Below are 25,976 nucleotides of genomic sequence, written 5' to 3'. Positions count from 1 at the left end.
TTCGGCGTCCATAGGACTTTCTTCTCCAAAAGGCGACTTGGCCGACCGGGAAGGCTGCGATACCATCCGACTCCCCAACGGATTCCCGCCAGGACGACGCGATGAACCGAGTGTTGTACCCAGGTACCTTCGACCCTATTACCAAGGGCCACGGCGATCTGGTCGAGCGCGCCTCGCGGCTGTTCGACCACGTGATCATCGCCGTTGCCGCCAGCCCCAAGAAAAACCCGCTGTTCCCCCTGGAGCAGCGCGTGGAACTGGCGCGCGAGGTGACCAAGCACCTGCCCAACGTTGAAGTCGTCGGCTTCTCCACGTTGCTGGCGCATTTTGCCAAGGAGCAGAACGCCAATGTGTTCCTGCGCGGCCTGCGGGCGGTTTCGGACTTCGAATACGAGTTCCAGCTGGCCAACATGAACCGCCAATTGGCACCGGACGTGGAAAGCCTGTTCCTCACCCCGTCGGAGCGCTACTCGTTCATTTCCTCGACGCTGGTCCGTGAAATTGCTGCCTTGGGCGGTGATATCACCAAGTTCGTCCACCCTGCCGTCGCCGACGCGCTGACCCTGCGCTTCAAGAAGTAAGCCCCCTTGGCCCCGCTTCGGGGCCATTGCCCGACGCCAGCCATCACGCCTGCGTGCACTGCGGGCGTCAATACGGCACAATTGCGCGCATTCGTTTTTACATGCCCGGGCCTGCCGCCCAGGCCGGAGTCCCCCATGTCCCTGATCATCACCGACGATTGCATCAACTGCGACGTCTGCGAACCCGAGTGCCCCAACGCGGCGATCTCCCAAGGCGAAGAGATCTACGTCATCGATCCGAACCTGTGCACCCAGTGCGTCGGCCACTACGACGAGCCACAGTGCCAGCAAGTGTGCCCGGTGGATTGCATTCCGCTGGACGAAGCGCACCCGGAAACCGAAGAAGAGTTGATGGCCAAGTACCGGAAGATCACCGGCAAGGCTTGAGTGATGGAACGCCCTTTCGGCTCCCACAACCCCCTGTAGGAGCCGGCTTGCCGGCGAAGCTTCTCAGCTCTGGCAACGCGGGCAATAGACGCTGGCCCGCTGGCCCAGCTTGATTTCCCGCAGCCCCGTGCCACAGACCTTGCAGTGCTCCGCGCCGCGCCCGTAGACGAACAGCTCCTGCTGGAAGTAGCCCGGCTGGCCGTCACCGCCAATAAAGTCGCGCAAGGTGGTGCCGCCACGCTCGATGGCCGCGGCCAGGATGCGCTTGATCTCGATCGCCAGCTTCACATAGCGGGCTCGGGAGATGCCCTTGGCTTCACGACGCGGATCGATCCCCGCAGCGAACAGCGCCTCAGTCGCGTAGATGTTGCCCACCCCGACCACCACCGCGTTGTCCATGATGAACGGCTTGACCGCCATGGAGCGGCCCCGGGACAGCTGGAACAGGCGCTCACCGTCGAACAGATCGGTCAGCGGCTCCGGCCCCAGGCGCGCCAGCAGCTCGTGGTTCAGCGGGTCCAGGCTCCAGAGCATGGCGCCAAACCGACGCGGGTCGGTGTAGCGCAGGGCCAGGCCCGACTCCAGTTCGATATCCACGTGTTCGTGTTTGGCCGCCGGCAGGCCGATCTGCACCAGGCGCAGATTGCCGGACATGCCCAGATGACTGATGAGAGTGCCGACTTCGGCATTGATCAGCAGGTACTTGGCCCGGCGATCCACCTGGACGATGCGCTGCCCGGACAGGCGCACGTCCAGATCCTCGGGAATCGGCCAGCGCAAGCGCCGGTCACGGACAATCACCCGACTGACCTTCTGGCCTTCCAGGTGCGGCGCGATCCCGCGCCGGGTGGTTTCGACTTCCGGTAATTCAGGCATCTTCGCCTCAGGTACTCATTGCGATATGAACAGTCAGTGCGCGCCCAGCTCGCGCACGGTTTCCTTGAGGTTCTCGAAGTCGTAGTCCGACAGGCCGACGTAATCGAGAATCAGGTGGCCGATGCTGTTCCACTCCAGATCCTGGGCCTGGTTGCCCAGCACCCGGTAGGAGGCGCAGATGTGCTCGGCCATCTTCAGGATCGCCAGCAGGTTCTTCAGCTGGCTGTTGCGCGACGACTCGTCGCTGAAGATCGCCAGGGCATTGTGGTGATTGGCGATGGCGTTGGTCACGTGTTCCGGCAGGCGCCAGGACTTGGCGGTGTAGTAGCCGACCACCGCGTGATTGGTGTTGAAGGCACGGTTTTCCGTGTCCACCACGCGCTGCTCAGGTCCGGCGCTGCCGTAGGCCTCTTCCAGCACCGCCATGTAGTCGGGGAAGCGCTTGAGCATCAGCGGCACGCCGCAATCATGGAACAGGCCCAGGGCGTAGGCCTCGTCCACCGCTTGCGAGCCGGTGCGCTTGGCCAGGGTCAGGCAGGTCATGGCCACATCCTGGGCGGTGTCCCAGAAGCGGTTGAGGGTGACGATGGTTTCATCGCTCATCTCGCCCTTGATCGACTGCGCATTGATCAGGTTGATGATCGAGCGGCTGCCCAAGAGATTCACCGCGCGCTGGATCGAGGCAATCTTGTTGCTCAGCCCGTAATACGGCGAATTGACGATCTTCAGCAACGCACCGGACAGGCCCGGGTCCTGGGAGATCAGCTTGGCGATCACCTCCAGGTCGGGATCGGGCATGTACTGCTCCATCTGCAAATCCACCATGATTTGCGGCTGGGGCGGCACGCTGATGCCTTGCAGGGCCTGCTGGATCTGTTCGGCTGATAGCTCTTGGGACATAAGTACACACTCTGGCTGAGGCGGCGATTCTAACCCCTAACGGGCCAATGTTGGGCGAACGGACAGGAACTTTACCCTGGGCCTTTAGCCGCAGGTCCATTGGCCGTCGCTGAAGTTGCGCGGCAAGGTATAATCGCGCCCTTTTTTCCGGAGCGACGTCATGTCCCTGCCAAGCCTGCGCCTCAAAGCCAACGCCGATCGCCGCCTGCGCGCCGGCCACCTGTGGATCTACAGCAACGAAATCGATGTGGCCGCCACCCCTCTGCACGGCTTCAAGGCAGGCGACCAGGCAGTGCTGGAAGCCGCCGGCGGCAAGCCCCTGGGTGTGGTGGCCATGAGCCCGAACAACCTGATCTGCGCTCGCCTGCTGTCGCGCGATGCCAAGCTGGCCCTGGACAAGTCGCTGCTGGTGCATCGCCTGAACGTGGCCCTGTCCCTGCGCGAGCGCCTGTTCGACAAGCCGTTCTACCGCCTGGTCTACGGTGATTCCGACCTGCTGCCGGGCCTGGTGGTGGATCGGTTCGGCGACATCCTGGTGGTCCAGCTGGCCTCGGCCACCATGGAACAGCACAAGGACGACGTGATCGCTGCCTTGGTCCAGGTGCTCAAGCCCAGCGGCATCCTGTTCAAGAACGACTCCGCCGCCCGTGACGCCGAAGGCCTGGGCCGCTACGTCGAAACCGTGTTCGGCCTGGTGCCGGAGTGGGTCGCCCTGGAAGAGAACGGCGTGAAGTTCGAGGCCCCGGTGATGGAAGGCCAGAAGACCGGCTGGTTCTACGACCACCGGATGAACCGCGCGCGCCTGGCGCCTTACGCCAAGGGCAAACGGGTGCTGGACCTGTTCAGCTACATCGGCGGCTGGGGCGTGCAGGCCGGCGTGTTCGGCGCCAGCGAAGTGTTCTGCGTCGATGCCTCGGGCTTTGCCCTCGATGGCGTGGAACGCAACGCCGCGCTCAATGGCATTGCCGAGAAAGTCACCTGTGTCGAAGGCGACGTGTTCGAAGCCCTGAAAGAGCTGAAGGCCGCCGAAGAACGCTTTGACGTGATCGTTGCCGACCCGCCCGCCTTCATCAAACGCAAGAAAGACCTGAAGAACGGCGAAGGCGCCTACCGCCGCCTCAACGAACAGGCCATGCGCCTCCTGAGCAAGGACGGCATCCTGGTCAGCGCTTCGTGCTCGATGCACCTGCCGGAGGACGACCTGCAGAACATCCTCCTGACCAGCGCCCGCCACCTGGACCGCAATATCCAGCTGCTGGAACGCGGCGGCCAGGGCCCGGATCACCCGGTGCACCCGGCCATCCCGGAAACCCGCTACATCAAGAGCATCACCTGCCGCCTGCTGCCCAACAGCTGAGCCCGGGCCGATGGCCGTTCCCGCCCGGCGCGGGAATGGCCAGCGCCATCGATTGACTTTAAGCGGCCACGACTCGATTCTCGGCACCTTCTCAAGGACCGAGAGCGCGGCACCATGGACCACTCCCCCACCACCCCGAAAAACACCTCGGCCGTCATCCTGCTGCTGACCATGACCCTGCTCGGGGTCTTCCCGCTGGACGTGATCCTCCCCTCGTTTCCCGCCCTGGCCGAACGCTTCAATACCTCCAGCGCCGATATCGCGCTGTCCGTTAGCCTGTTCGCCATTGGCTTGTCGTTTTCCCTGATGGTGATCGGGCCGCTGTCAGACTCCCTGGGGCGCAAGAAGCTGCTAATGGCAGGCATGGCCGTGGCCATCGCCGGGGCGCTGGGCTGCATGGCCGCCACCGAGTATGCGTGGTTCCTGCTGTTTCGCGTGGTCCAGGCCGTGGGTTGTGGCTGCTTCGCGCTGTCCCAGGCGCTGGTACAGGACCTGTTCGTCGGCCGGCAGCAGGAGCGCCTGCGCATCGCCCTGGTCACCGCCAGCGGCATCTTCATTTCCCTGTCACCGCTGCTGGGCACCTGGTTGCAGGCCCACCTGGGCTGGCAGGGCAGCTTCGAGGTGTTCGTCGTCCTCGGCCTGCTGGTCTTGTTCAAGGCCTGGCTCCTGCTGGAAAACACACCAGGCACGGCGGCAGGCCAGAGGCATATCTTCGCGGCCTATCGACGGGTGTTTGCCGACCTGTCGTTCCTCGGCTACTGGCTGATCTCGGCGCTGGCCTTCGCCTGCCATTTTTCGTTCATCGTCATTTCACCGCTCATTTTCATGGAGCAGTTGCAGCTCTCGCCCTACCAGTACGCCCTGACGCTGCTGCTGTATGGGGCGGCCTATGTGCTGGGCGGAATCGGCGCCGGGGTGATGAACCGCTACCTGCAGGCCAGCACCCAGATCGTCACCGGACTGGGGCTGATCGCCCTGTCCGGCCTGCTGATGCTGCTGTTGCAGCAGTTCGAGCTGTCCGTCGCCACGGTCCTGGTGCCGATGATCGTCTGCACCGCCGGCACCACCATCACCCGCCCGGTGGCGACCTCGCGGGCCATGGGCATTTTTCCGCACAACGCCGGGACCTCTGCTTCGGCGGGCAACATGCTGATCTTTATCGCTGGCGGCCTGATCAGCGGCTTCATCAACCTGAGCGCAAGCAATCTGGTGATGGCGCTGGGGCTGTGTTTCCTGGGGCTGAGTGCAATCGCCCTGGGCCTGAACAGCCTAGTCAATCGTCGCTATCAGGGCGCCTGCGTCTGAAGATCGCGCAAGCGGCACACATCCCGCAGGTACAGGACGAAGGAGAATGCCAGGGGTGGCCCGCTGAAGTAGCACAGGGACAGGAACCCGCTCTTGAAGGGATCCAGATGCCGCTCGTGGATCCAGAAACCGAACAGCGCCTGGGCCAGCCAGGCAGCGCCAAGGGCCACCAGCATCCAGCTGCCGTCACCCAGCAGCCGTTGCTTGAAGCCATCACGCCCCGGCAGCCAAGTGGCGCTGAGCAGGGTCATCAGCAGCAGGAGCACCACTACGCTGTAGATCACCCCAAGCGTGGAAGGCAACTCGCTGCAGGCCTGCACCACTATCGCCGCGGCGCAGGCCAGCAGCAGCGCGGCCTTCCAGGTTCGCCACTGGCGCCGCTGCCCGGCCAGCAACTGCACGAAGCCGCCGCCCGCAAGCAGGGCCGCACCCACCACGGCCATGGCACTGCCGGGCCAGTCGCTCTGGAGCACCAGCCACATCAGCAGCAGCCCCTGCAGCAGGCCAATGCCCAGGTAGAACCTCAGGGATCGCATGTTCGCGGACATTCCAGCTCCATTGGATGATGTTCGAGGGGCGGCGAGTCTAAACCAGGAGCCGCCGTGCTGGCAGCGCTCAGTGATCTCCAGGCAATCGCACGCCGCAGAGCGGCCACGGCATTCCTTCCTGACGCCAGCGGTGTAGAATCGGCGAATTCATCGCCAGTCATCCCCCGGCGGGTTTATGAGCTCAGGCTGAGGCGCGCGGCGATCCCGCGGCGTCATCGGCAGCTTTCGGACACACGGCCATTTCTGAGTGCTCCCAAGGTCAATAGAAGCTCACTCCCCATTTGTTCCCTGATTAGCCGCCCGGAGTGCTCCATGCCTGATTACCGCTCGAAAACATCCACCCACGGCCGCAACATGGCCGGCGCCCGCGCCCTGTGGCGCGCCACGGGGATGAAAGATGCCGACTTCAAGAAGCCGATCATCGCCATTGCCAACTCCTTCACCCAGTTCGTCCCGGGGCACGTGCACCTGAAGGACCTGGGCCAGCTGGTGGCCCGCGAGATCGAACGCGCCGGTGGCGTGGCCAAGGAATTCAACACCATCGCCGTGGACGACGGCATCGCCATGGGCCATGACGGCATGCTGTATTCCCTGCCGAGCCGCGAGATCATCGCCGACTCCGTGGAGTACATGGTCAACGCCCACTGCGCCGACGCCATCGTCTGCATCTCCAACTGCGACAAGATCACCCCCGGCATGCTGATGGCCGCCCTGCGCCTGAACATCCCGGTGATCTTCGTTTCCGGCGGCCCGATGGAAGCCGGCAAGACCAAGCTCGCCGCCCACGGCCTGGACCTGGTGGACGCCATGGTCATCGCCGCCGACTCCAGCGCTTCTGACGAGAAGGTTGCCGAGTACGAGCGCAGCGCCTGCCCGACCTGCGGTTCGTGCTCCGGCATGTTCACCGCCAACTCCATGAACTGCCTGACCGAAGCCCTGGGCCTGGCCCTGCCGGGCAACGGTTCGACCCTGGCCACCCACAGCGACCGCGAAGAGCTGTTCCTGCGGGCCGGGCGCACCATCGTCGAGCTGTGCCAGCGCTACTACGGCGACAACGACGAGTCGGTCCTGCCGCGCAACATCGCCAACTTCAAGGCGTTCGAGAACGCCATGACCCTGGACATCGCCATGGGCGGTTCCACCAACACCATCCTCCACCTGCTGGCCGCCGCCCAGGAAGCCGAGATCGACTTCGACCTGCGGGACATCGATCGTCTGTCGCGCAATGTGCCGCAGCTGTGCAAGGTGGCGCCGAACATCCAGAAGTACCACATGGAAGACGTGCACCGCGCCGGGGGCATTTTCAGCATCCTCGGCGAGCTGGCCCGTGGCGGCCTGCTGCACACCGACCTGCCCACCGTGCACAGCAAGACCCTGGCCGAGGGCATCGCCCAGTGGGACATCACCCAGACCAGCGACGAAGCCGTGCACCACTTCTTCAAGGCCGGCCCGGCGGGCATCCCGACCCAGACCGCGTTCAGCCAGTCGACCCGTTGGGACAGCCTCGACGACGACCGTGAGAACGGCTGCATCCGCAGCGTCGAGCATGCCTACTCCAAGGAGGGCGGCCTGGCCGTGCTCTACGGCAACATCGCCCTGGACGGCTGCGTGGTGAAGACCGCCGGCGTCGACGAGTCGATCCACGTCTTCGAAGGCAACGCCAAGATCTTCGAAAGCCAGGACAGCGCCGTGCGCGGCATCCTCGCCGACGAAGTGAAGGAAGGCGACATCGTGATCATCCGTTACGAAGGTCCGAAAGGCGGCCCGGGCATGCAGGAAATGCTCTACCCGACGTCTTATCTGAAGTCCAAGGGCCTGGGCAAAGCCTGCGCCCTGCTCACCGACGGCCGCTTCTCCGGCGGCACCTCGGGCCTGTCCATCGGCCACGCCTCGCCTGAAGCGGCGGCCGGGGGCGCCATCGGCCTGGTACAGGACGGTGACAAGGTACTGATCGACATTCCCAACCGCTCGATCAACCTGCTGGTCAGCGACGAGGAGCTGGCGGCGCGCCGCGTCGAACAGGACAAGAAAGGCTGGAAGCCGGTGGAGGCGCGGCCACGCAAAGTGACCACCGCCCTGAAGGCCTACGCCCTGCTGGCCACAAGCGCCGACAAGGGCGCGGTACGCAACAAGGCCATGCTCGACGGCCTGTGATCGCATCGCCCTGAAATGAAAATGCCCCGCCAAGTGCGGGGCATTTTTTTGACCTTGCATCGCCCTCTCGGGCGCCTTCGCTGGCAAGCCAGCTCCTACAAAAGCAATTAGAGTGTTGGCACCACCACCGTAGGAGCCGGCTTGCCGGCGAATGGGCCTTGGAACCTTGCATCGCCCTCACGGGCGCCTTCGCTGGCAAGCCAGCTCCTACAGCAGCATTCGAGGTGGTGGCGCCGCCACCGTGGGAGCCGGCTTGCCGGCGAATGGGCCTTGGAACCTTGCATCGCCCTTGCGGACGCCTTCGCTGGCAAGCCAGCTCCTACAGCAGCATTCGGGGTGTTGGCACCACCACCGTAGGAGCCGGCTTGCCGGCGAATGGGCCTTGGAGCCTTGCATCGCCCTTGAGAACGCCTTCGCTGGCAAGCCAGCTCCTACAAAAGCAATTAGGGTGTTGGCACCACCACCGTAGGTGCCGGTTCCGGGCTGTCAGGGCATGCGTTCGCCCAACTGCCCGCGCAGGAAGCGGTACAGGCCGTCGGCGCTCTTGCGGTAGCCGTCGGCGGTCAGGTGCACCAGGTCGTTGCGCGCCAGGTCACTGCCCTGCCATTTGCTGATGGAGCAGTCGCCCCCCATGAAGGCCTGCCAGTCCCAGAACAGGGTGCGGCTGGTCTTCGCCACATCCTTCTGGATCTGCACGATCTGCCGCAGCGGTTGCGGCTGGGAAGCCGCGCAGCTGCCGGCATTGCGGCGTTTGATGGAGTCCGGCGGCCCTACTAGCAGGATCACGCTCTTGGGCAGGTTCTTGCGCAGCAGCGCGACTTTCTCCTGCAACTGGCTGCGGTAGAGCTGCAGGTCCAGGTCGTCATCAAAGGCTTCGTTGGTGCCGTAGGCCAGCACCACCATGTCCGGACGCAAAGCCTTGAGGGTTTCCAGCCAACCGGGCTGCCACTTGTCCAGCACGTCCAGACGCGCGCCATTGATGCCCAGGGCGGAATAGATCACCCCGGCGCTCTTCTGCCCGAGGATGTTCCAGCCGCCCAGGGCCAGGCCCTGGTTGTTGGCCACGTTCAGGTCCAGGGGCAGGGTCAGGTTGTTGAACGGCGGACTGAAGCGCCACTGTCCACCGGTGGCGGCCAGCATGCGGCTGCTTTTATTGAGGTTGTCCCGGGCGGTCAGGGTGTTGTTGCTGGACGCCTGGTACAGCGCGGAAATCCGGTACTGCTGGTTGCTCGGCTGGCGCTCGGCGATGTGCACCCGGGCTCCCGGAGTCATCGGCAGCGACAGGTAGCCGCCCAGGGGAAACTGGTTGCTCTGCTGGTTGCGCGCCGACACCAGGGACCACTGGCGCTTGGCCGCACCCAGGATCACTCGCTCATAGCGGGTGCCGGGCACCGGCGTGGCCGCCACGAAACCGATGCCGCCATCGCCGTACTGCGCTTGCAGCAGGCGCCGCATCTCGCCGCTGAACAGGTCGGCGGCGGTGTGGGAGTCACCCAGTTGCACGATGTTGATGGGCGTGCGGTCGGAGGTACTGAACTTGCGCGCCAGCAGTGCCAGGTTCGGGTCGGTGCCGGTGGTCACGACTTTCTTGGTGCCGCTCCCGGACCGCGCCAGGGCCGAGGCCGGAGTGGCCTGGACCTCGGTGGTCGGGCTGCAACTGCTCAGCAAGGTGATGCCCAGCAACAGCGCAATGCCTTGCAGTCGCCCCATATCAGTGCTCCGTCAATTGTTGGCTGGGGAAGTTGATCAGCGAGATCACACGCTCAGCGATCAGCTTCTGCCCAGTGGTGGTGAAATGGATACCGTCATCGACCCGGGTCTTGACCTTCTTGCCGTCGCCGGTGGTGCGGTAATAGGAAAACTCGTCGTTCTGGTAACCGAGAATCTCGTTGGCCGAGACGAAATGCTGCTGATAGCGCTCGATCTGGCTCTTGTACAGGTCGCTCAGATAAGCCATTGCCGTAGACAGCTTGGGCTTCTCCATGTTCGGCGGGCCGACCCAGATCACTTGCACATTGTGGGCCTGGGCGGTGTCGAGGATCGAATCGATGCGCTGGCGATAGGCCTCTTCCCAGTCCGGGGTCTTGAAACGCAGGAACGGTTTGCCCTTGGCCACCGGCATGTCCCACGGGTCGTTGGGACCGAGGAAGATCACCATCAGACGGATATTCGGGTTGCTGGCCAGGGTGCTCTCAACGGTCTTGGGCCAGTTGAAAAAGCTCGGATAGGCAAGGCCGGTGCTCTGTTTGCTGAGGTTCAGGCTCTTGACGTTGTAGCGCTTGCGCAGGGTGTTGGCCATGTGCGGCGCCACGCCCTGCATCAGCGAGTCACCGACAAAGAACACCTCGTCGCCAGTGGCCAGGCTGGCCATCAGCGGCGCCACGCCTGCCTGCTGGGCCTTGGGCCCATGGCTAAGCGGCGCAGCCACGGCCACCGGCTGCGAGGCAACCGGGGTCGGGGCCTGGGGAGCCGCATGGGCGGGCGCGGCATGAGCGGGGGCAGAATGGGCGGCGCTCAGCGGCGGATGCTCCGGCACCGGCGCGGCGGCGACCTTGGGCAACGGCTGCGGCTCGTCGTCCGTCGCCGCTTCGGCCTGGGCCACCGTCAGGTCGGCCGTGGCGGCAAAGCTGCCGACAAAGGCCACCCGGGCATTCTCCAGTGCCTGGTTGAGCTGGGCGCCAAAGCGCCACTGCGGGTTCTGCGACAGCCCCGGGATCTCGCAGTCATCGTGATACTTCTGCTGGCAGTAGAGGCGGATCGACTGCTGGTTGAACCACACCAGCAACAGGCTGGTCACCACCAGGGCGTAAAACACCTTGGCTGCACTGCCGAGGCTGACCGACAAGGGCGAACGCTTAGAAGCTGGCATAAATGAACCCCGGCACGCCCGACGGTGAGGCGAAGATGACCACGCAGATGAACAGCCCCAACGGCACTGGATAGAACAGCCACGGCAAGCTGGTGGCGGCCGTGAACAGGCGCTGCAGCAGCGCCACGATCCGTGGGTAGAACGCAACGAACAGCAGGCAGCCCAGCAGGCTCAGGGCGCTGCCGGCCAACCCGCTGAAGGACAGGCCGCCCAGGCCGCTGAGCATGTCCATGGCATCGGACAAGGTCGCGCAGCGGAAGAAGATCCAGGCCAGTGCCACGTAGTGGAAGGTCAGCAGGCGGGCCGCCAGGTCCGAACCGATCCAGCGCGGGCCCCGGGCCAGCAGCGGGCTGCAGAACTTGTACAGCGCCAGGCCCACGCCATGCAGCGCGCCCCAGATGATGAAGTTGGCGCTGGCGCCGTGCCACAAGCCGGAGATCAGCATGGCCAGCAGCATGTTCAGGTTGCCGCGCCACACCGGGCCGCGGTTGCCCCCCAGGGGGATGTACACGTAGTCACGGATAAAGGTCGACAGGCTGATGTGCCAGCGCCCCCAGAACTCCTTGAGATTGCGCGCCGCATAGGGGTAGTTGAAGTTCAGCGGCAGGCGGAAGCCCAGCAACAGGGCGATGCCGGTCACCAGGTCGGTGTAGCCGCTGAAGTTGAAGTAGATCAGGAACGAATAGCCGTAGACCGCCCGCAGGATCTGCTCGGCCGAGAACGCCACCGGGCTGTCGAACACCGGGTCGACCCACTCGTTGGCCAGCCAGGAACTGAGGAAGAACAGCTTGACCACCGCCACCGCGATCAGGCCTAGGGCCCGTTGCGGCTCCAGCACCTGGCGCAGCTGCGGCGGGTTGATCTGCTCCAGCATCGGGATCGCCCGGTTCACCGGGCCGGCGATCAGGCTGGGGAAGAACGCCAGGTACAGCGCCAGGTCGAAGGGCGAGCCCGGGGTCAACTCCCGGCGATTGATCGATACCAGGTAGCTGACCGAGTGGAAGGCATAGAACGACAGCCCCACCGGTAGGAGCACCTCCAGCAGCGGCAGCGACACCTCCACGCCAAACTGGGCGAAGGCGTTCTGCACCGCGCTGGTGAAGAAGTCCTGGTACTTGAACAGGTAGAAGGCCCCCAGCACCAGCAACAGCATCAGGCCATTGACCCAGCCCCTGCCGGGGTAACGCTGGCTCAACAGGCCGAGCAGGTACACCAGGGCCGTGTAGCCCAGCAGGATGTAGAGGAAGTTCAGGCTGAAGCTAGCGAGGATCGCGTAGCTGGCGACCAGCAACAGGGCATTCTGCAAACGCAGGCTGAAGCCCAGGCCCCAATACAGAATGAAGAACAGGATGAAACAGAGGCCGAATTCGATCGAGAGATAGCTCACAACGTAGTCCATTACGTGCAGACGGGGATAAACCCGGCACAAGGGAGAGCAGGCGGGGACAGGAAACGGGCGCGATTATGGCAGAGGGGGTTTGGCGGTCACAAGTTGAAACATTCGCCGCCCATTGCGCTAGTTCCTGGACGTAGGAGCTGGCTTGCCAGCGAAGACGCCAGCAAGAGCGCCACACGGCACTACGGCCTGTTCGCCGGCGAGCCGGCTCCTACAAATAATGGCGGTTGCGTCCGTAGGAGCTGGCTTGCCAGCGAAGGCGCCCGCAAGAGCGCCACACGGCCCTACGGCCTGTTCGCCGGCAAGCCGGCTCCTACAAATAATGGCGGTTGCGTCCGTAGGAGCTGGCTTGCCAGCGAAGGCGCCCACAAGAGCGCCACCCGACCCGACGGCCTGTTCGCCGGCGAGCCGGCTCCTACAAATAATGGCGGTTGCGTCCGTAGGAGCTGGCTTGCCAGCGAAGGCGCCCGCAAGAGCGCCACACGGCCCTACGGCCTGTTCGCCGGCAAGCCGGCTCCTACAAATAATGGCGGTTGCGTCCGTAGGAGCTGGCTTGCCAGCGAAGACGCCCACAAGAGCGCCACACGGCCCTACGGCCTGTTCGCCGGTGAGCCGGCTCCTACTGGATGTCTTCGGGCTTGACGATCACCCAGTTCTTGTCGGCCGTCACCGGCAGGCCTTCCTTGGCCTGGGCCGCGGCATGCTTGGCCATCATGCCGTTGAGCTGGGTCATGTACTTGTCCTTGCGGTTGATCCACAGGTGGATGCCGCCCTTGGCCACGTCCACGCCATGAAACAGCATGTAGCCGTCGCTGGTCGGGGTGTCGCCGCCCACCAGTACCGGTTTCTTCCACTCGTCGATGTAGGTCAGGATCGCCGCGTGCTTGCCCGCCATCCAGGTAGCCGGGGTCCACAGGTACGGCGTCAGTTCCAGGCCGAGGTTGGCCTGCTCGTCATACTTGCCGTCGGTGATCTGTTTGCGCGCGGTGGTCAGGGCGCCGGTCTTGCGGTCCTTGAGCAGGGTGGTCACGCCGATGACGTTCTGCGGCTTGACGTTGTAGCCGTACTTGGGGTCGGCGGCGACCATGCGCACCAGTTCTTCGGAAGCGGCGGTCATCACGTAGACCTCGATGCCGTTCTCCATCAGCTTGTTGTAAAGCTCGGCCTGGCCGGTGAAGACCTTGGGCGGGTTGACCTCGATGGTCTTGACCACATCGCCGTCGTAATAAGTGCTCGGCACCGGCTTGCCGGAGGCCATCAGCTCATCGACGTAGCCCTTGAGCTCCTTGAGAGTGAAGCCGGAGAACACCTGCGCCACCCAGGGGTAGCAGACCATGTCGTCGATTTCACACAGGCGGTAGTAGTAGCTGAACAGGCTTTCCTTGTACTCGGCGGTGTCCTTGAACGGGATCAGCTTGAGCGACGGGTCGAGGGTGTCGCGGGTGATCAGCCCCTTGTTTTCCATGAAGGGCAGCAGGGACTCTTCCAGGTCGTAGCGGTAGCTGGTGTTGTCCATGTCGAACACCGCGAAGTTGCCCTTGTGGGCGTTGGCCGCGATCATCGCGTCCAGCTGCTTGGCCTGCTCAGCGGGCCAATGCTTCAACTCGGTGGCCAGGGCCTGGCCGGCGAGGCCCAGGCAGAGTGCAACGGCGAGCAATTTCGGAGCAAGTTTCATCGACGGTTTTCTCCCTGAGTGAAAGCCTTCGACGCTAACAAATCCCTGTGACAGTTCTCGTCTCCACGCGACCGCTTGCGTCCCGAGAGCGCCAGCCACATGCGCCTGAGCGTCAGCGGCTTATTCCAAAAACGACAGTTGCCATGCGATATCGTTATTAATTCATTAGATTTCAAGCTGTTAGGCTTGCCGGTTCGCAATCGCCAGAGCCGCGATTGGCACAAGTCTTATCGGAGTCCCAATGAATCTGCCGCTGATCCTCAACCTGCTGGTGTTCCTGGCCCTGCTGCTGGGCCTGGCACAAACCCGCCACACGACTTGGAGCCTGGCCAAGAAGGTCCTGCTGGCCCTGGTGCTGGGCGTGGTCTTCGGCATTGCCCTGCACAGCCTCTACGGCGCCGGCCACCCGGTGCTCAAGGCCTCCATCGGCTGGTTCGACCTGGTGGGCAATGGCTACGTGCAGTTGCTGCAGATGATCGTGATTCCCCTGGTGTTCGCCTCGATCCTCAGCGCCGTGGCCCGCCTGCACAACGCCTCGTCCCTGGGCAAGATCAGCTTCCTGACCATCGGCACCCTGCTGTTCACCACCGCCATCGCCGCGCTGGTGGGCATCGGCCTGACCAACCTGTTCGGCCTGAGCGCCGAAGGGCTGGTGGCCGGCACCCAGGAGATGGCCCGCCTGCAAGTGATCCAGAGCGATTACGCGGGCAAGGTCGCCGACCTCAACGTGCCGCAGCTGCTGCTGTCGTTCATCCCGCAGAACCCTTTCGCCGACCTGGCCCGGGCCAAGCCGACCTCGATCATCAGCGTGGTGATCTTCGCCGCCTTCCTCGGCATGGCCGCGCTGCAGCTGTTCAAGGATGACGCCGACAAAGGCCAGAAAGTGCTCAACGCCATCGACACCCTGCAAGCCTGGGTGATGCGCCTGGTGCGCCTGGTGATGAAACTGACCCCCTATGGCGTGCTGGCGCTGATGACCAAGGTAGTGGCCGGCTCCAACCTGCAGGACATCATCAAGCTCGGCAGTTTCGTGGTGGTGTCCTACATCGGCCTGGGCCTGATGTTCGTGGTCCACGGCCTGCTGGTCGCCCTGGCCGGGATCAACCCGCTGCGCTTCTTTCGCAAGGTCTGGCCGGTACTGACCTTCGCCTTCACCAGTCGCTCCAGCGCCGCCAGCATTCCCCTGAGCATCGAAGCCCAGACCCGGCGCCTGGGCATTCCCCAGTCCATCGCCAGCTTTGCCGCCTCGTTCGGCGCCACCATTGGCCAGAATGGCTGCGCCGGCCTGTACCCGGCGATGCTCGCGGTGATGGTCGCCCCAACCGTGGGCATCAACCCGCTGGACCCGCTGTGGATCGCCACCCTGGTGGCCATCGTCACTTTGAGTTCCGCCGGCGTGGCGGGCGTGGGCGGTGGCGCAACCTTCGCCGCGCTGATCGTGCTACCGGCCATGGGCTTGCCGGTGTCGCTGGTGGCGCTGCTGATTTCCGTGGAACCGCTGATCGACATGGGCCGCACGGCGCTGAACGTCAGCGGTTCGATGACCGCCGGCGCCATCACCAGCCAGGTGATGCAGCAGACCGACAAGGCGCTGCTGGACGCCGATGAACATTCGGAGCTGGAGCACGCGTAAAAGCAGCTACAAGCTACAAGCTACGAGCCGCAAGCAAGAGCCAGTCGGCTTTTACTTGTAGCTTGTAGCTGGCAACTTGCAGCTGTCATCGTCTCTCCCATACCTCGAAGCTGTACGCCGGTTTGTCTCCTTCCGGCGGATTCGGCACCTCTGATACCCGCTTCCATTGCTGTTCATCGAACTGCGGAAACCAGGCGTCGCCTGCCGGGTTCAAGGCAACCCGCGTCAGATACAGGCGATCGGCCTGCTCCAGCCCTTGGGCATAAAGCTGCGCGCCGCCGATCAGCATCAGCTCGCTGGCGCCCTGCTCCAGGGCCCATTCCTCGGCCCGTTCCACCGCGGCCTGCAAAGACGGATAAACCTCGGCACCTTCGAGCACCAGGCCGGTCTGACGACTGACCACGATGTTCAAGCGCCCCGGCAAGGGCCGGCCCAGGGAATCCCAGGTCTTGCGCCCCATGATGATCGGCTTGCCCAGGGTGGTGGCCTTGAAGAATTTGAAATCCCCCGGCAAATGCCAGGGCATGCTGTTATCGACGCCGATCACGCGGTTTTGTGCGAGTGCCGCGATCAGGCTGAGAGGGAGAGTTTTTTTCATGCCGGCGAGGATACCAGAGGCCCCAGGCCTGGCAACTTCACCCGACCGCCGCTGCAGCAGTTATGCTCAGCGCACTTTTAAGCGATGGAATGACGCGTGACTGCACTGACTCCCCTGCAACGCCTGTGGCTGACCGAAACCGTGCGCCTGCGCGAGGAGCACGCCGGCCCGCTGGAGGATCAGGAAGCCAATCGCCTGGCCCGCAACCAGGGCGGCGATCTGGCCACCCGTATCCAGAACCGCGCCCTGTGGCTGGCCCAGCGCGACGGCTTGCACGATGCCCTGCTGCACTGGCACCAGGGCGCGCGCCTGGCGCTGTTGCTGCTCGCGCTAATGGCAGTCCTCAGTGGCGCCGGACTGGCCTTCAGCGCCCTGGGCAACACCCAGCAACCAGTCAACGTGTTCTGGGCCCTGGGCAGCCTGCTGGGCATCAACCTGATCCTGCTGCTGAGCTGGCTGGCCGGCCTGCTGTTTGCCGGGGAGCACGGGGCGGGCCTGGGCCGCCTGTGGCTGTGGCTCAGCGAAAAATTCTCCCGCGATGCCAAGGTCGCGCAGTTGCCGCCGGCGCTGCTGCTGTTGCTGCAACGGCGCAAGCTCAACCGCTGGGCCCTGGGCAGCCTGATCAACGGCCTGTGGTGCCTGGCCCTGTTCAGCGCCGTGGTCATGCTGCTGGTGCTGCTGACCACCCACCGCTACAGCTTTGTCTGGGAAAGCACCCTGCTGGGCAGCGATGCCTTCGTGGCCATTACCAACACCCTCAGCGCCCTGCCCCGCAGCCTGGGCTTCGGCGCGCCGAGCGTGGCGACCATCCAGGCCAGCACCCGGGATGTCTACAACACCGAGCTGATCCGCCAGTCCTGGGCCATCTGGCTGGTGGTCCTGGTGCTGATCTACGGCGTGCTGCCGCGCCTGCTGCTGATGCTGTTCTGCCGCTGGCGCTGGCGACACGGCAAGGCGCGCCTGCAGCTGGACCTGAACCTGCCGGGCTACGCCTCACTGCGCGAACGCCTGATGCCCAGCAGCGAACGCCTGGGCGTCAATGACGCGGCCCCCGAGCAGTTGCCCCGGGTCGAAGGCGGCGTCAGCGCCGAGGACAGCAGCGGCGCCTTGCTGGTGGCCATCGAGCTCGACGAGCAACGCCCCTGGCCGCCGCAGCTGCCGGACAGCGTCAAGAATGCCGGTATCCTCGACAGCCGCGAGTCGCGCCAGCGCCTGCTGGAGCAGATGAGCCGCTTCCCCCCGGCGCGCCTGCTGATCGCCTGCGACCCGCGGCGCTCGCCGGACCGCGGCAGCCTCGGGCTGATCGCCGAACTGGCGCGCAACGCCAGTGCGACCCGGGTCTGGCTGCTGCAAGCCCCGCCCGGCCAGGCCCTGGATGCCGACCGCCTGGGCGACTGGCACAGCGCCCTGCAACAGCTGGAGCTGCCCTTCGCCGATTGCGCGCCCCTCGACTGGCTGGAGAACGGTCATGACTGATGCTCGGCAAAAGCCGCTGAAGCTCGCGGTGGTCGGCCACACCAACGTTGGCAAGACTTCGCTGCTGCGCACCCTGACCCGGGACGTGGGTTTTGGCGAAGTCTCCCATCGCCCCAGCACCACCCGGCACGTGGAAGGCGCCCGCCTCTCGGTGGATGGCCAGCCCCTGCTGGAGCTCTACGACACCCCCGGCCTGGAAGACGCCATCGCCCTGCTGGATTACCTGGAACGCCTTGAGCGCCCCGGCGAACGCCTGGACGGCCCGGCCCGGCTGGCGCGCTTTCTTGACGGCAGCGAAGCCCGCCAGCGTTTCGAGCAGGAAGCCAAGGTCCTGCGCCAGCTGTTGGCCTCGGACGCCGGCCTGTATGTGATCGACGCCCGGGAGCCGGTGCTGGCCAAGTACCGCGATGAGTTGGAAGTACTGAGCGGCTGCGGCAAGCCGCTGCTGCCGGTGCTGAATTTCGTCAGCAGCGCCGAACAGCGCGAAGGCGACTGGCGCGAGGCCCTGGCCCGCCTGGGTCTGCATGCCCTGGTGCGCTTCGACAGCGTGGCGCCGCCGCAAGACGGCGAGCAGCGCCTGTATGAGAGCCTGGCCCTGCTGCTGGAACATGCGCGCCCGGCCCTGCAACGACTGATCAACGACCAGCAGGCCCAGCGCCTGGCGCGCCAGCACAGCGCCGCGCGATTGATTGCCGAATTGCTGGTGGATTGCGCCGCCTGCCGGCGCAGCGTGGCCAGCGATGCCGAGCTGGAGCAGCAGGCCATCGGCGAACTGCGCCAGGCCATCCGCCAGCGCGAGCAGCGCTGTGTCGAAGCTCTGCTCAAGCTCTACGCCTTCCGCCCTGAAGACGCTGCCACCAGCGACCTGCCGCTGCTCGATGGGCGCTGGGGCGACGACCTGTTCAACCCGGAAACCCTCAAGCAACTGGGGGTGCGGGTCGGTGGAGGGATCGCCGCCGGCGCGGCGGCCGGGGCCGGGGTGGACCTGCTGGTGGGCGGCTTGACCCTCGGCGCGGCAGCCCTGGCCGGGGCGATTGCCGGTGGCGCGCTGCAAACTGCCCGCAGCTACGGCAGCCGCTTGCTGGGCAAGCTCAAGGGCCAGCGCGAACTGACCGTGGATGACAGCGTGCTGCGGCTGCTGGCCCTGCGTCAGCGCCAGCTGGTGCAGGCGCTGAACCTGCGCGGGCATGCGGCGCTGGACAGCATCCGCCTGGCCACGCCGGAGGACAAAAGCTGGCGCGAGGGCAAGTTGCCGGAAGCCTTGAACAAGGCCCGGGCGCATCCGCAGTGGTCGTCGCTCAATCCGCAGAAACGCCTGAGCCAGGCCGAGCGCCAGGAGCAGATAGAGGCGCTGGCCGAATCCTTGGTGGTTCAGGCGTAGATCGCCTTCGCCGGCAAGCCGGCTCCTACAACGCTCTGTAGGAGCGGGCTTGCCCGCGAAAGGGCCCTCAATCCCCCAACAACGCCAAAGCCTTGTCCTTGAGCACCTGCAACTCCATCACCGGCACCCACAGCTCCTTGGCCTGCTCGTCCCAGTGGCGCAGGCGCAGACTCAGCGCGCACAGCGGGTCGAGTTCGAAGGCTGCCGCCTCTGCCGCATTCATCACCCCGCCCTGGTACTCCAGGGTGCGCCGGCTGGCTTCGCTCAGGCGCTGGTAATACCCGGGCTCCTTGAAGGTCAGGTAACGCTTGGCCTGGACGTGGTACTCCACCAGCCGCGCCAGACGCTCGCTGAAACCCGCCCGGCGCAGATAATCCGCCCCCAGGCGCTCATGGCTGACTGCGCCAAAACCGCCCATGTTCTCGGCATCCTGCTGGCAGATATGCCCGATATCGTGGAAGAACGCCGCCAGCACCACTTCGTCGTCATGACCTTCGGCCAGGGCCAGCTGCGCGGCCTGGGACATGTGCTCGATCTGCGACACCGGCTCGCCGATGTAGTCGTTATCGCCAAAGCGCTCGTACAGCGCGAAAACCTGGTCAATCACCTGCTGGCGACTCATCACGCCTCCTCCAGCAGCCGGGCGATATTGCCCTCGGCCATGGCCGGCCCGACGCTCATGCCCACGCCGCTGTGCATCAGCGCCACATGGACCCCGGGCGCGGCTTCCAGGAAGGAGAATGGTCCGGGGCCACGGGCGCCGTACACGCCCTGCCAGCGCTCCACCACCCGGACCTTGCAGTTCAGGGTCTGTTCGGCCAGTTCGATCAGCCAGTTGTCCACCTGTTCGGCGTTGAACGGCGACGGATCGCTGCCGTAGTCGTGGGAGTCGCCGATGATCAGCTCGCCGTAGGGCGTCGGGCTGAGCAACAGGTGAATGCCGTGTTCATGCAGGTGCGGCGCCTCGCGCTGGATCTGCGCCCGCACCGCCGCCGCTTGCGGCAGATCGGCGAAGGCCCCGTAGTGCACGCAGCTCAGCCCGGTGAGCAAGGCATGTTGCAGCTTGAGGTCGACCTCGGGCCGGGCGCGGAGCATCTGCAGGCGGCAGACCTGCGGCTGCAGGACGGCGATCTGCTCGGCCAGCAGGGTCTGATAGTCGTGCCCAGAACACAGCACGATCAGCGGCGCATGAAAGCAGCCGGCGGTGCTGTGCACCTGGTCCGGCTGGATGTCCCGGACCAGGGTCGAAAAATGGAACTGCACCCCCAGGTCGCGGCGCAGGTAGTCGATCAGCAGCGGCAGCGCCTCGCGGGAATACAGCTGCTGATCATCCAGGCCGTGCAAGGCCGCCCGATGATGGCGGAACTGGCCGCCGTACAGATCATTCAGCGCCGCGCCCCGCAGCAGTTCGACGCGGTAACCGTGTTCCCGCGCGCGTCCGGCGCAGAAGGCTTCCAGCAACAGTTCCTCGGCTTCGCTGCGGGCGAACAGGTAGGAGCCGTTGCGCTTGAGCGGCAGGCCCGCCAGCTGCTGCCAGTCGGCCCAGATATCGCGGCTGGCCCGGGCCAGCTCCAGCATGATGCCCGGCGGTTGGCCGGTGACCAGGGCCTGGCCGAAGTTGCGCACCGAGGCGCCCAGGGGCGTGGCGCTGCGTTCGAATACCCGCACCCGCAAACCGCGCTTGGCAGCGGCATAGGCGTGGGACAGGCCGAGGATGCCGGCGCCGACGATCAGCAGATCGCTGTGTGAAGTCATGAGTCGTGTCCTGGTGGGAAGCGTCTTCGCCGGCCAGCCGGCTCCTACGCCCTCGGTAGGAGCCGGCTGGCCGGCGAAGGCCGTTGATCGGTTACTGCGCGGCAACCTTTTCCGACTTGCCGTCATAGCGCTTGCGCCATTCGGCGAGGATCTGGTCGCGGTTCTTCGAGGCCCAGGCGAAGTCGTTCTTGATCAGGCGCTGCTCGTAGTCCGCCGGCAGTTCGGTCTGCGGCTTGGCGATGCCCGGCTGGGCCAGCACGGCGAAGTTTTCCTTGTACAGCTCCATGGCCGCGGGGCTGGCGGAGAAGTCGGCGAGCTTCTTCGCTGCCTCTTCATGCGGCGTGCCCTTGATCACCGCCGTGGCTTCGATCTCCCAGCCCAGGCCTTCCTTGGGCAGCACGATGTCCAGCGGCGCGCCCTGGCGCTTGAGCTGCACGGCCGGGTATTCGAAGGAGATGCCGATGGGGAATTCACCGGCGGCGGCCAGCTTGCACGGCTTGGAACCGGAATGGACATACTGGCCGATGTTCTGGTGCAGCTCATCCATGTACTGCCAGCCCTGCTTCTCGCCGAAGGTCTGCAACCAGGCGCTGACATCCAGGAAGCCGGTGCCCGAGGATGCCGGGTTGGGCATGACGATCTTGCCCTTGTATTCGGGCTTGGTCAGGTCCTGCCAGCTCACCGGCTTGCTCAGGCCCTGTTTCTCGGCCTCCACGGTGTTGAAGCAGATGGTCGCGGCCCACACGTCCATGCCGACCCAGGCCGGCGGGTTGGCAGCGTCGCGATAGTTCGCGCCGATCTGGCCCAGGTCCTTGGGCGCGTAGCTTTGCAGCATGCCCTGCTGGTCGAGGATCGCCAGGCTGGACGCTGCCAGGCCCCAGACCGCGTCGGCTTGCGGCCGGGCTTTTTCCGCCAGCAGCTTGGCGGTGATGATCCCGGTGGAATCACGCACCCACTTGATCTCCACATCCGGGTTGGCCTTTTCGAAGGCCTGCTTGTAGGACTTCAATTGCTCGGCTTCGAGGGCGGTGTACACCGTCAGCTCGGTCTTCGCCGCAAAGGCATTCAGGCTGACAGCAGAGAGGACGGCAGCGGCAAGAGCCAGGGGCTTGAACATGATGCGGTTCCTTGGTGAGTGCGGATCAGGGGGTGAGTGAGCAATCAGTGGCCCGGCGCGGTTTGCCGCCAGGCCTGGGAGCGGCGCAACAGCCCGCGCGAAGCCCAGGCCAGGAGCAGCGAGACGCCGGCCGAAGTGAACAGGATCAGGGTCGACATGGCCGCAGCGCCGCCGACGTTGCCGGCGTCGTCCATGTTCAGCACGGCCACGGCGGCGAGGATGGTGTCCGGGCTGTAGAGAAAGATCGCCGCCGACACCGTGGTCATGGCCGAGACGAACAGGTAGCGCACGATGTCCAGCAGCGCCGGCAGGCAGATCGGCACGGTGACCCGCAGGTAGTGGCGGTACAGCGGCGCCTTGAGCGACAGCGCGGCGGCCTCGAACTCGGCATCCAGCTGGCGCAGGGCGGTGGTGGCGGTCATCTGCGCGGTGGTCAGGTAGTGGGCGATGGTGCATACCACCAGCAGGGTCATGGTCCCGTAGAACACATGCAGCGGATTGCCGTTGAGGTTGAAGAAGAACACGTAGCCCAGGCCCAGCACCAAGCCGGGCACCGCCATCGGCACGAAGCTGAGCAGGCGCAGCACCAGGTTCAGGCCGCGCTGGCCGCGGGTCTTTTCCATCAGGTAGGCACCAGTGAAGATCAGCACGCTGCCGATCAGCGCCGTGCACAGGGCCATGCTCAGGCTGTTGCGGTAGGCCAGCCAGCCACCGCCGGCGGTGTCGTCGAACTGGTAGTGCTTCAGTGAGAGCGACAGGTTGTAGGGCCAGAACTTCACCAGCGACGAATACACCGCCATGCCGAATACCAGCAGCAGCACGGCGCAGATCAGCAGCACGATGGCTAGGTAGCAGGCATCGCGTAGCCGTGATGGCGCAGGCCGGAACACCTGGGCGCGACCGCTCATGGCATCGCCCTGGCGACGGCGCAGCCAGGCATCGACGCCGAAGCTGAACAGCGCCGGCAACAGCAGGACCATGCCGATCAACGCGCCACGGCCGAACTGCTGCTGCCCCACCACCGCCTTGTAGGCTTCCAGGGCCAGCACCTGATAGTCGCCGCCCACCACCACCGGCACGCCGAAGTCGGTGATGGTCAGGGTGAACACCAGGCAGAACGCGGCGAACACCGCCTGCCGGGTCGCCGGCCAGGTGATGCTGCGAAAGGCCCTGGCGGGACTGGCGCCCATGCTTGATGCGGCGTCGAACAGCCGCGCATCGGCCAGGGACAGGGCCGAGAGCAGGATCATCAGGGCATGGGGAAAGGTGTAGATCACCTCACCAAGGACGATGCCCCAGAAGCCGTAGATGTTCTCGGCGAACAGACCGCGGAGCAGGCCCTGGTTGCCGAACAGATAGACCAGGGCAATCCCCGGCAGCATCGATGGCGCCATCAGCGGCAACAGCGACAAGCCACGCCACAGGCCCTTGCCGGGAATCAGCGTGCGTTGCAGGGCGTAGGCGAACAGGTAGGCCAGGGGCACCACGATGGCGGCCACGCTGAGGGAGACTTTCAGGCTGTTGCCCAACAACCAGTGGAAGTTGGCGCTGGCCACCAGTTCACGTGCCGCCAGCCAGCCACCGCCCTGCCCGGCCTCGGCGCTGAAGCCGCGCCAGAAGATCGCCAGCAGCGGCAGCAGCACCGCGACACCCAGCAGGACCAGGAGCACAACCTTGCCACCGACGACAAAAATGCGGTCGCCGATCTCGGCACGCGAAGCCTGGTGCGCCCGCTTGGCGGGCAGCGGCATGGACATTGGCAGGCTCATCTCAGGCAAACACCTGGAGGCTGCGCGGCGGCAAGGCCACCCAGATATCCCGGGCACCCAGGCGCGGCATGGCTTCCGGGGCCAGTTCCGCCAGCAACGCGTGCCCCGGCAGTTGATTGAGTTCAAAGCTCATGCGGCAGCGGTTGCCGAGGAAGGTGATCTCGCGGACCTGGGCCGGGAACAAGTTTTCCTCATGCACCGGCGGGTTCACGCTGATCGCTTCCGGACGGCAGAACAGCCGGCCCGAAGCGGCCTTGGCCGAACCCTCGGCCAGACGCACATTCATCCCGCCGACCTGGGCATGGCTGTCGCTGTTGCGGCTGAAGGGCAGCCAGTTGCCCTGGCCGACGAACTCGGCCACGAAAGGCGTGGCCGGACGATCGTAGATTTCCTGGGGCGTGGCGTACTGCTCGACCTTGCCGTTGTTCATCACGGCAATGCGATCGGCCATCAGCATGGCCTCGTCCTGGTTGTGGGTGACCATCAGGGTGGTGATGCCCAGGCGCCGTTGCAGTTGGCGCAGCTCGCTGCACAGGTGCTCGCGCACCCGGGCATCCAGGGCCGACATCGGTTCGTCCAGCAACAGCAACGACGGCGCCGGTGCCAGGGCGCGGGCCAGGGCCACGCGCTGCTGCTGGCCGCCGGACAGTTGGCCGGGGTATTTCTTCTCGCTGCCGCTCAGGCTCACCAGTTCCAGCATCTGCGCCACGCGCTGGCGCGCTTCTTCGCGGCCACTGCCGGACAGGCCGTAGGCGATGTTGGCTTCCACCGTGAGGTTGGGAAACAGCGCATAGGACTGGAACAGGATCCCGTAGTCCCGGGCCTGAGGCGCCAGCAGAGAGACGTCCCGATCCCCCAGGTACAGCTCGCCCTGGTCCTGGCGCTCCAGGCCGGCAATGCAGCGCAGCAAGGTGGTCTTGCCGCAGCCGGACGGTCCCAGCAGGCACACCAGCTCACCGGCGGCCACATCCAGGGATACGTTATCCAGCGCAGTGAAAGCGCCGAAGCGCTTGTGCACGCCGCGCACTTTCATCGGTGCGCCGGGGTTAGCAAGGGCAGTTGCGGTTGCAGGGTTCATGGACAGGCCTCATCAAGCAGATGAGGCAAATCCTAGAGTTGTAATGCGTCGGTCATATGGCAGTAAGGCAAAAACGACCGATAGTGGTATTCGGGGATTTTGGTTCAACCTGCCAGTGATGTGCTGGCTGATATGACGCCTTCGCGAGCAAGCTCGCTCCTACAGGGGGAATGCACCTCAATGTAGGAGCGAGCTTGCTCGCGAAGCCATCGGCATGACCGATGCAGATCCCTCAGGCGGGAGCCATTTCCTGCGCCAACCCGAGAAACGCCGCTGGCAAGCGCGCGTTCTTGCGCTCCTTGAGGCAGTACAGGTACTCGACGATCTGCGGCGCGTTTTCGATGCTCAACACGCGCAACTGCGGGTCGTGGGGCACTTCCTGGCGAGCAATGATGCTGATGCCGATGTTGCGCAGCACCGCCTCGCGGATCGACTCGCGGCTGCCGATTTCCAGCAGCGGGCCGAAGCCGACGCTGGCGTCCTTGAGCAGGGCTTCGGTGAGGCTGCGGGTGGTGGAGCCCGGCTCGCGTATCAGCAGGGTGTGCCCGGCCAGGGCATTGAGCGGCACGTGCTCCAGCGCCGCCAGGGGGTGGTCACGGTGCACCGCCAGCACCAGCGGGTCGCTGCCCAGCACCCGACGGATCAAGCGCGAGTCCTCCAGCAACTGTGACGAGGCCGCCACATCCACCCGGTAGTCCTCCAGGGCTTCGAGGACTTGCTGGGAATTGCCGATCTCCACCGACACGTCCACCTGGGGCAGGCGCTGGCGGAAGGTTTTCACCAGATCGAGGATGTAGTACGGCGCTGTGGCGGCGATGCGCAAGGTGCCCTGTACCTGGCCGCTGTTACGCAGGAAGAACTCGATGTCGGCTTCTTTCTGCAACAGCTCCTTGACCATTGGCAGCAGGCGCGTGCCCTCGTCGCTCAGGCTCAGGCGCCGGCCGCCGCGGTAGAACAGCTCTACCGAGTACTGGCTTTCCAGGTTGCGGATCTGCGTGGTCACCGTCGGTTGGCTGAGGCCAAGCTTCTTCGCCGCCAGGGTGATGCTGCCCAGGCGGGCGACCATGTAAAAGGCCTTCAGCTCCGCGCTCAGCATGGCGGCTTGCCGCAGCTGCAAGCTT

Annotated in this window: 22 protein-coding genes; 8 read left to right on the top strand and 14 right to left on the bottom strand. The window is 65.1% G+C overall.

The window, feature by feature from the left end:
* Positions 1–101 precede the first annotated feature (101 nt).
* Both coaD and BLV47_RS00625 read left to right on the top strand, forming a co-directional pair.
* Positions 102–581 (top strand): pantetheine-phosphate adenylyltransferase, encoded by a 480-nt coding sequence (gene coaD, locus BLV47_RS00630; RefSeq protein WP_003176711.1) that lies wholly within the window; start codon positions 102–104, stop codon positions 579–581.
* 135 nt (positions 582–716) lie between these two features.
* Positions 717–968, top strand: a complete 252-nt coding sequence (locus BLV47_RS00625; protein WP_007921257.1) for a YfhL family 4Fe-4S dicluster ferredoxin — start codon at positions 717–719, stop codon at positions 966–968.
* 63 nt (positions 969–1,031) lie between these two features.
* On the opposite strand, the gene mutM is transcribed toward BLV47_RS00625, so the two are convergent.
* Positions 1,032–1,844 carry a bifunctional DNA-formamidopyrimidine glycosylase/DNA-(apurinic or apyrimidinic site) lyase gene (gene mutM, locus BLV47_RS00620; protein WP_092308718.1) on the bottom strand — a complete coding sequence of 271 codons (813 nt, stop codon included), beginning with the start codon at positions 1,842–1,844 and terminating at the stop codon, positions 1,032–1,034.
* Positions 1,845–1,877: 33 nt separating this feature from the next.
* Positions 1,878–2,690, bottom strand: coding sequence for an HDOD domain-containing protein (locus tag BLV47_RS00615; RefSeq protein WP_167365680.1), 813 nt, complete (start codon positions 2,688–2,690; stop codon positions 1,878–1,880).
* A 214-nt stretch (positions 2,691–2,904) separates the two neighbouring features.
* Between BLV47_RS00615 and BLV47_RS00610 the strand changes: the two genes are divergently transcribed.
* Together BLV47_RS00610 and BLV47_RS00605 are read left to right on the top strand one after the other, a co-directional pair.
* Positions 2,905–4,101 carry a class I SAM-dependent rRNA methyltransferase gene (locus tag BLV47_RS00610; RefSeq protein ID WP_092308713.1) on the top strand — a complete coding sequence of 399 codons (1,197 nt, stop codon included), beginning with the start codon at positions 2,905–2,907 and terminating at the stop codon, positions 4,099–4,101.
* A 114-nt stretch (positions 4,102–4,215) separates the two neighbouring features.
* Positions 4,216–5,406 (top strand): MFS transporter, encoded by a 1,191-nt coding sequence (locus BLV47_RS00605; protein ID WP_092308710.1) that lies wholly within the window; start codon positions 4,216–4,218, stop codon positions 5,404–5,406.
* Here the strand turns inward: BLV47_RS00605 and BLV47_RS00600 are convergent.
* Positions 5,388–5,942, bottom strand: coding sequence for a hypothetical protein (locus tag BLV47_RS00600; protein WP_143038224.1), 555 nt, complete (start codon positions 5,940–5,942; stop codon positions 5,388–5,390). The two genes, BLV47_RS00605 and BLV47_RS00600, sit on opposite strands and share 19 nt — an antisense overlap.
* 324 nt (positions 5,943–6,266) lie before the next feature.
* On the opposite strand from BLV47_RS00600, the gene ilvD reads away from it, so the two are divergent.
* On the top strand, positions 6,267–8,108 hold the full coding sequence (gene ilvD, locus BLV47_RS00595; protein ID WP_092308704.1) for a dihydroxy-acid dehydratase: 1,842 nt from the start codon (positions 6,267–6,269) through the stop codon (positions 8,106–8,108).
* Between the two features lie 486 nt (positions 8,109–8,594).
* Here ilvD and BLV47_RS00590 read toward each other — a convergent pair whose 3' ends face one another.
* The 4 genes from BLV47_RS00590 to BLV47_RS00575 all read right to left on the bottom strand — a co-directional run bounded on the left by BLV47_RS00590 (position 8,595) and on the right by BLV47_RS00575 (position 14,048).
* Positions 8,595–9,818 carry an SGNH/GDSL hydrolase family protein gene (locus BLV47_RS00590; RefSeq protein WP_092308701.1) on the bottom strand — a complete coding sequence of 408 codons (1,224 nt, stop codon included), beginning with the start codon at positions 9,816–9,818 and terminating at the stop codon, positions 8,595–8,597.
* A 1-nt stretch (position 9,819) separates the two neighbouring features.
* Positions 9,820–10,977 (bottom strand): SGNH/GDSL hydrolase family protein, encoded by a 1,158-nt coding sequence (locus tag BLV47_RS00585; protein WP_092308699.1) that lies wholly within the window; start codon positions 10,975–10,977, stop codon positions 9,820–9,822.
* Complete coding sequence (locus BLV47_RS00580) at positions 10,964–12,364, bottom strand: MBOAT family O-acyltransferase (protein WP_244168830.1); 1,401 nt, start codon at positions 12,362–12,364, stop codon at positions 10,964–10,966. The genes BLV47_RS00585 and BLV47_RS00580 overlap by 14 nt, the downstream gene beginning before the upstream one ends.
* A gap of 628 nt (positions 12,365–12,992) precedes the next feature.
* On the bottom strand, positions 12,993–14,048 hold the full coding sequence (locus BLV47_RS00575) for an HAD family hydrolase (RefSeq protein WP_092308693.1): 1,056 nt from the start codon (positions 14,046–14,048) through the stop codon (positions 12,993–12,995).
* Positions 14,049–14,289: 241 nt separating this feature from the next.
* Here BLV47_RS00575 and BLV47_RS00570 point away from each other — a divergent pair, with 241 nt between their 5' ends.
* Positions 14,290–15,681: an L-cystine transporter gene (locus BLV47_RS00570; protein ID WP_092308692.1), complete on the top strand. Its 1,392-nt coding sequence runs from the start codon at positions 14,290–14,292 to the stop codon at positions 15,679–15,681.
* 85 nt (positions 15,682–15,766) lie between these two features.
* Here BLV47_RS00570 and BLV47_RS00565 read toward each other — a convergent pair whose 3' ends face one another.
* Positions 15,767–16,279 carry a dihydrofolate reductase gene (locus BLV47_RS00565; protein WP_092308691.1) on the bottom strand — a complete coding sequence of 171 codons (513 nt, stop codon included), beginning with the start codon at positions 16,277–16,279 and terminating at the stop codon, positions 15,767–15,769.
* Between the two features lie 96 nt (positions 16,280–16,375).
* On the opposite strand from BLV47_RS00565, the gene BLV47_RS00560 reads away from it, so the two are divergent.
* The gene (locus BLV47_RS00560) at positions 16,376–17,755 is read left to right on the top strand and encodes a DUF2868 domain-containing protein (protein ID WP_092308690.1); all 1,380 of its coding nucleotides are present in this window, start codon (positions 16,376–16,378) and stop codon (positions 17,753–17,755) included.
* Positions 17,748–19,136 (top strand): GTPase/DUF3482 domain-containing protein, encoded by a 1,389-nt coding sequence (locus tag BLV47_RS00555; RefSeq protein WP_092308689.1) that lies wholly within the window; start codon positions 17,748–17,750, stop codon positions 19,134–19,136. The genes BLV47_RS00560 and BLV47_RS00555 overlap by 8 nt, the downstream gene beginning before the upstream one ends.
* A gap of 67 nt (positions 19,137–19,203) precedes the next feature.
* Here the strand turns inward: BLV47_RS00555 and BLV47_RS00550 are convergent, their stop codons facing one another.
* The 6 genes from BLV47_RS00550 to BLV47_RS00525 all read right to left on the bottom strand — a co-directional run bounded on the left by BLV47_RS00550 (position 19,204) and on the right by BLV47_RS00525 (position 25,951).
* Positions 19,204–19,758 (bottom strand): phosphonate degradation HD-domain oxygenase, encoded by a 555-nt coding sequence (locus tag BLV47_RS00550; RefSeq protein WP_092308688.1) that lies wholly within the window; start codon positions 19,756–19,758, stop codon positions 19,204–19,206.
* Positions 19,758–20,891: a TIGR03364 family FAD-dependent oxidoreductase gene (locus tag BLV47_RS00545; protein ID WP_092308687.1), complete on the bottom strand. Its 1,134-nt coding sequence runs from the start codon at positions 20,889–20,891 to the stop codon at positions 19,758–19,760. The genes BLV47_RS00550 and BLV47_RS00545 overlap by 1 nt, the downstream gene beginning before the upstream one ends.
* Before the next feature lie 91 nt (positions 20,892–20,982).
* Positions 20,983–22,008 (bottom strand): putative 2-aminoethylphosphonate ABC transporter substrate-binding protein, encoded by a 1,026-nt coding sequence (locus BLV47_RS00540; protein ID WP_092308685.1) that lies wholly within the window; start codon positions 22,006–22,008, stop codon positions 20,983–20,985.
* A gap of 44 nt (positions 22,009–22,052) precedes the next feature.
* Positions 22,053–23,777, bottom strand: coding sequence for a putative 2-aminoethylphosphonate ABC transporter permease subunit (locus BLV47_RS00535; RefSeq protein ID WP_092308682.1), 1,725 nt, complete (start codon positions 23,775–23,777; stop codon positions 22,053–22,055).
* A gap of 1 nt (position 23,778) precedes the next feature.
* Positions 23,779–24,855, bottom strand: coding sequence for a putative 2-aminoethylphosphonate ABC transporter ATP-binding protein (locus tag BLV47_RS00530; protein ID WP_092308679.1), 1,077 nt, complete (start codon positions 24,853–24,855; stop codon positions 23,779–23,781).
* 232 nt (positions 24,856–25,087) lie between these two features.
* Positions 25,088–25,951 carry a LysR family transcriptional regulator gene (locus tag BLV47_RS00525; protein ID WP_092308677.1) on the bottom strand — a complete coding sequence of 288 codons (864 nt, stop codon included), beginning with the start codon at positions 25,949–25,951 and terminating at the stop codon, positions 25,088–25,090.
* Positions 25,952–25,976 lie beyond the last annotated feature (25 nt).

Source organism: Pseudomonas saponiphila (assembly GCF_900105185.1).
Classification (GTDB): domain Bacteria; phylum Pseudomonadota; class Gammaproteobacteria; order Pseudomonadales; family Pseudomonadaceae; genus Aquipseudomonas; species Aquipseudomonas saponiphila.
The sequence above is the reverse complement of the archived record's forward strand: the minus strand, read 5'-3'. Positions and strand labels throughout refer to the sequence as shown.

Excerpts from the sequence above, each read along its gene's own strand:
- coaD (WP_003176711.1), top strand. The coding sequence starts at position 102 with ATGAACCGAGTGTTGTACCCAGGTACCTTCGACCCTATTACCAAGGGC.
- BLV47_RS00625 (WP_007921257.1), top strand. The coding sequence starts at position 717 with ATGTCCCTGATCATCACCGACGATTGCATCAACTGCGACGTCTGCGAA.
- mutM (WP_092308718.1), bottom strand. The coding sequence starts at position 1,844 with ATGCCTGAATTACCGGAAGTCGAAACCACCCGGCGCGGGATCGCGCCG.
- BLV47_RS00610 (WP_092308713.1), top strand. The coding sequence starts at position 2,905 with ATGTCCCTGCCAAGCCTGCGCCTCAAAGCCAACGCCGATCGCCGCCTG.
- BLV47_RS00605 (WP_092308710.1), top strand. The coding sequence starts at position 4,216 with ATGGACCACTCCCCCACCACCCCGAAAAACACCTCGGCCGTCATCCTG.
- BLV47_RS00600 (WP_143038224.1), bottom strand. The coding sequence starts at position 5,942 with ATGCGATCCCTGAGGTTCTACCTGGGCATTGGCCTGCTGCAGGGGCTG.
- ilvD (WP_092308704.1), top strand. The coding sequence starts at position 6,267 with ATGCCTGATTACCGCTCGAAAACATCCACCCACGGCCGCAACATGGCC.
- BLV47_RS00590 (WP_092308701.1), bottom strand. The coding sequence starts at position 9,818 with ATGGGGCGACTGCAAGGCATTGCGCTGTTGCTGGGCATCACCTTGCTG.
- BLV47_RS00585 (WP_092308699.1), bottom strand. The coding sequence starts at position 10,977 with ATGCCAGCTTCTAAGCGTTCGCCCTTGTCGGTCAGCCTCGGCAGTGCA.
- BLV47_RS00575 (WP_092308693.1), bottom strand. The coding sequence starts at position 14,048 with ATGAAACTTGCTCCGAAATTGCTCGCCGTTGCACTCTGCCTGGGCCTC.
- BLV47_RS00570 (WP_092308692.1), top strand. The coding sequence starts at position 14,290 with ATGAATCTGCCGCTGATCCTCAACCTGCTGGTGTTCCTGGCCCTGCTG.
- BLV47_RS00565 (WP_092308691.1), bottom strand. The coding sequence starts at position 16,279 with ATGAAAAAAACTCTCCCTCTCAGCCTGATCGCGGCACTCGCACAAAAC.
- BLV47_RS00555 (WP_092308689.1), top strand. The coding sequence starts at position 17,748 with ATGACTGATGCTCGGCAAAAGCCGCTGAAGCTCGCGGTGGTCGGCCAC.
- BLV47_RS00550 (WP_092308688.1), bottom strand. The coding sequence starts at position 19,758 with ATGAGTCGCCAGCAGGTGATTGACCAGGTTTTCGCGCTGTACGAGCGC.
- BLV47_RS00545 (WP_092308687.1), bottom strand. The coding sequence starts at position 20,891 with ATGACTTCACACAGCGATCTGCTGATCGTCGGCGCCGGCATCCTCGGC.
- BLV47_RS00540 (WP_092308685.1), bottom strand. The coding sequence starts at position 22,008 with ATGTTCAAGCCCCTGGCTCTTGCCGCTGCCGTCCTCTCTGCTGTCAGC.
- BLV47_RS00535 (WP_092308682.1), bottom strand. The coding sequence starts at position 23,777 with ATGAGCCTGCCAATGTCCATGCCGCTGCCCGCCAAGCGGGCGCACCAG.
- BLV47_RS00530 (WP_092308679.1), bottom strand. The coding sequence starts at position 24,855 with ATGAACCCTGCAACCGCAACTGCCCTTGCTAACCCCGGCGCACCGATG.
- BLV47_RS00525 (WP_092308677.1), bottom strand. The coding sequence starts at position 25,951 with ATGCTGAGCGCGGAGCTGAAGGCCTTTTACATGGTCGCCCGCCTGGGC.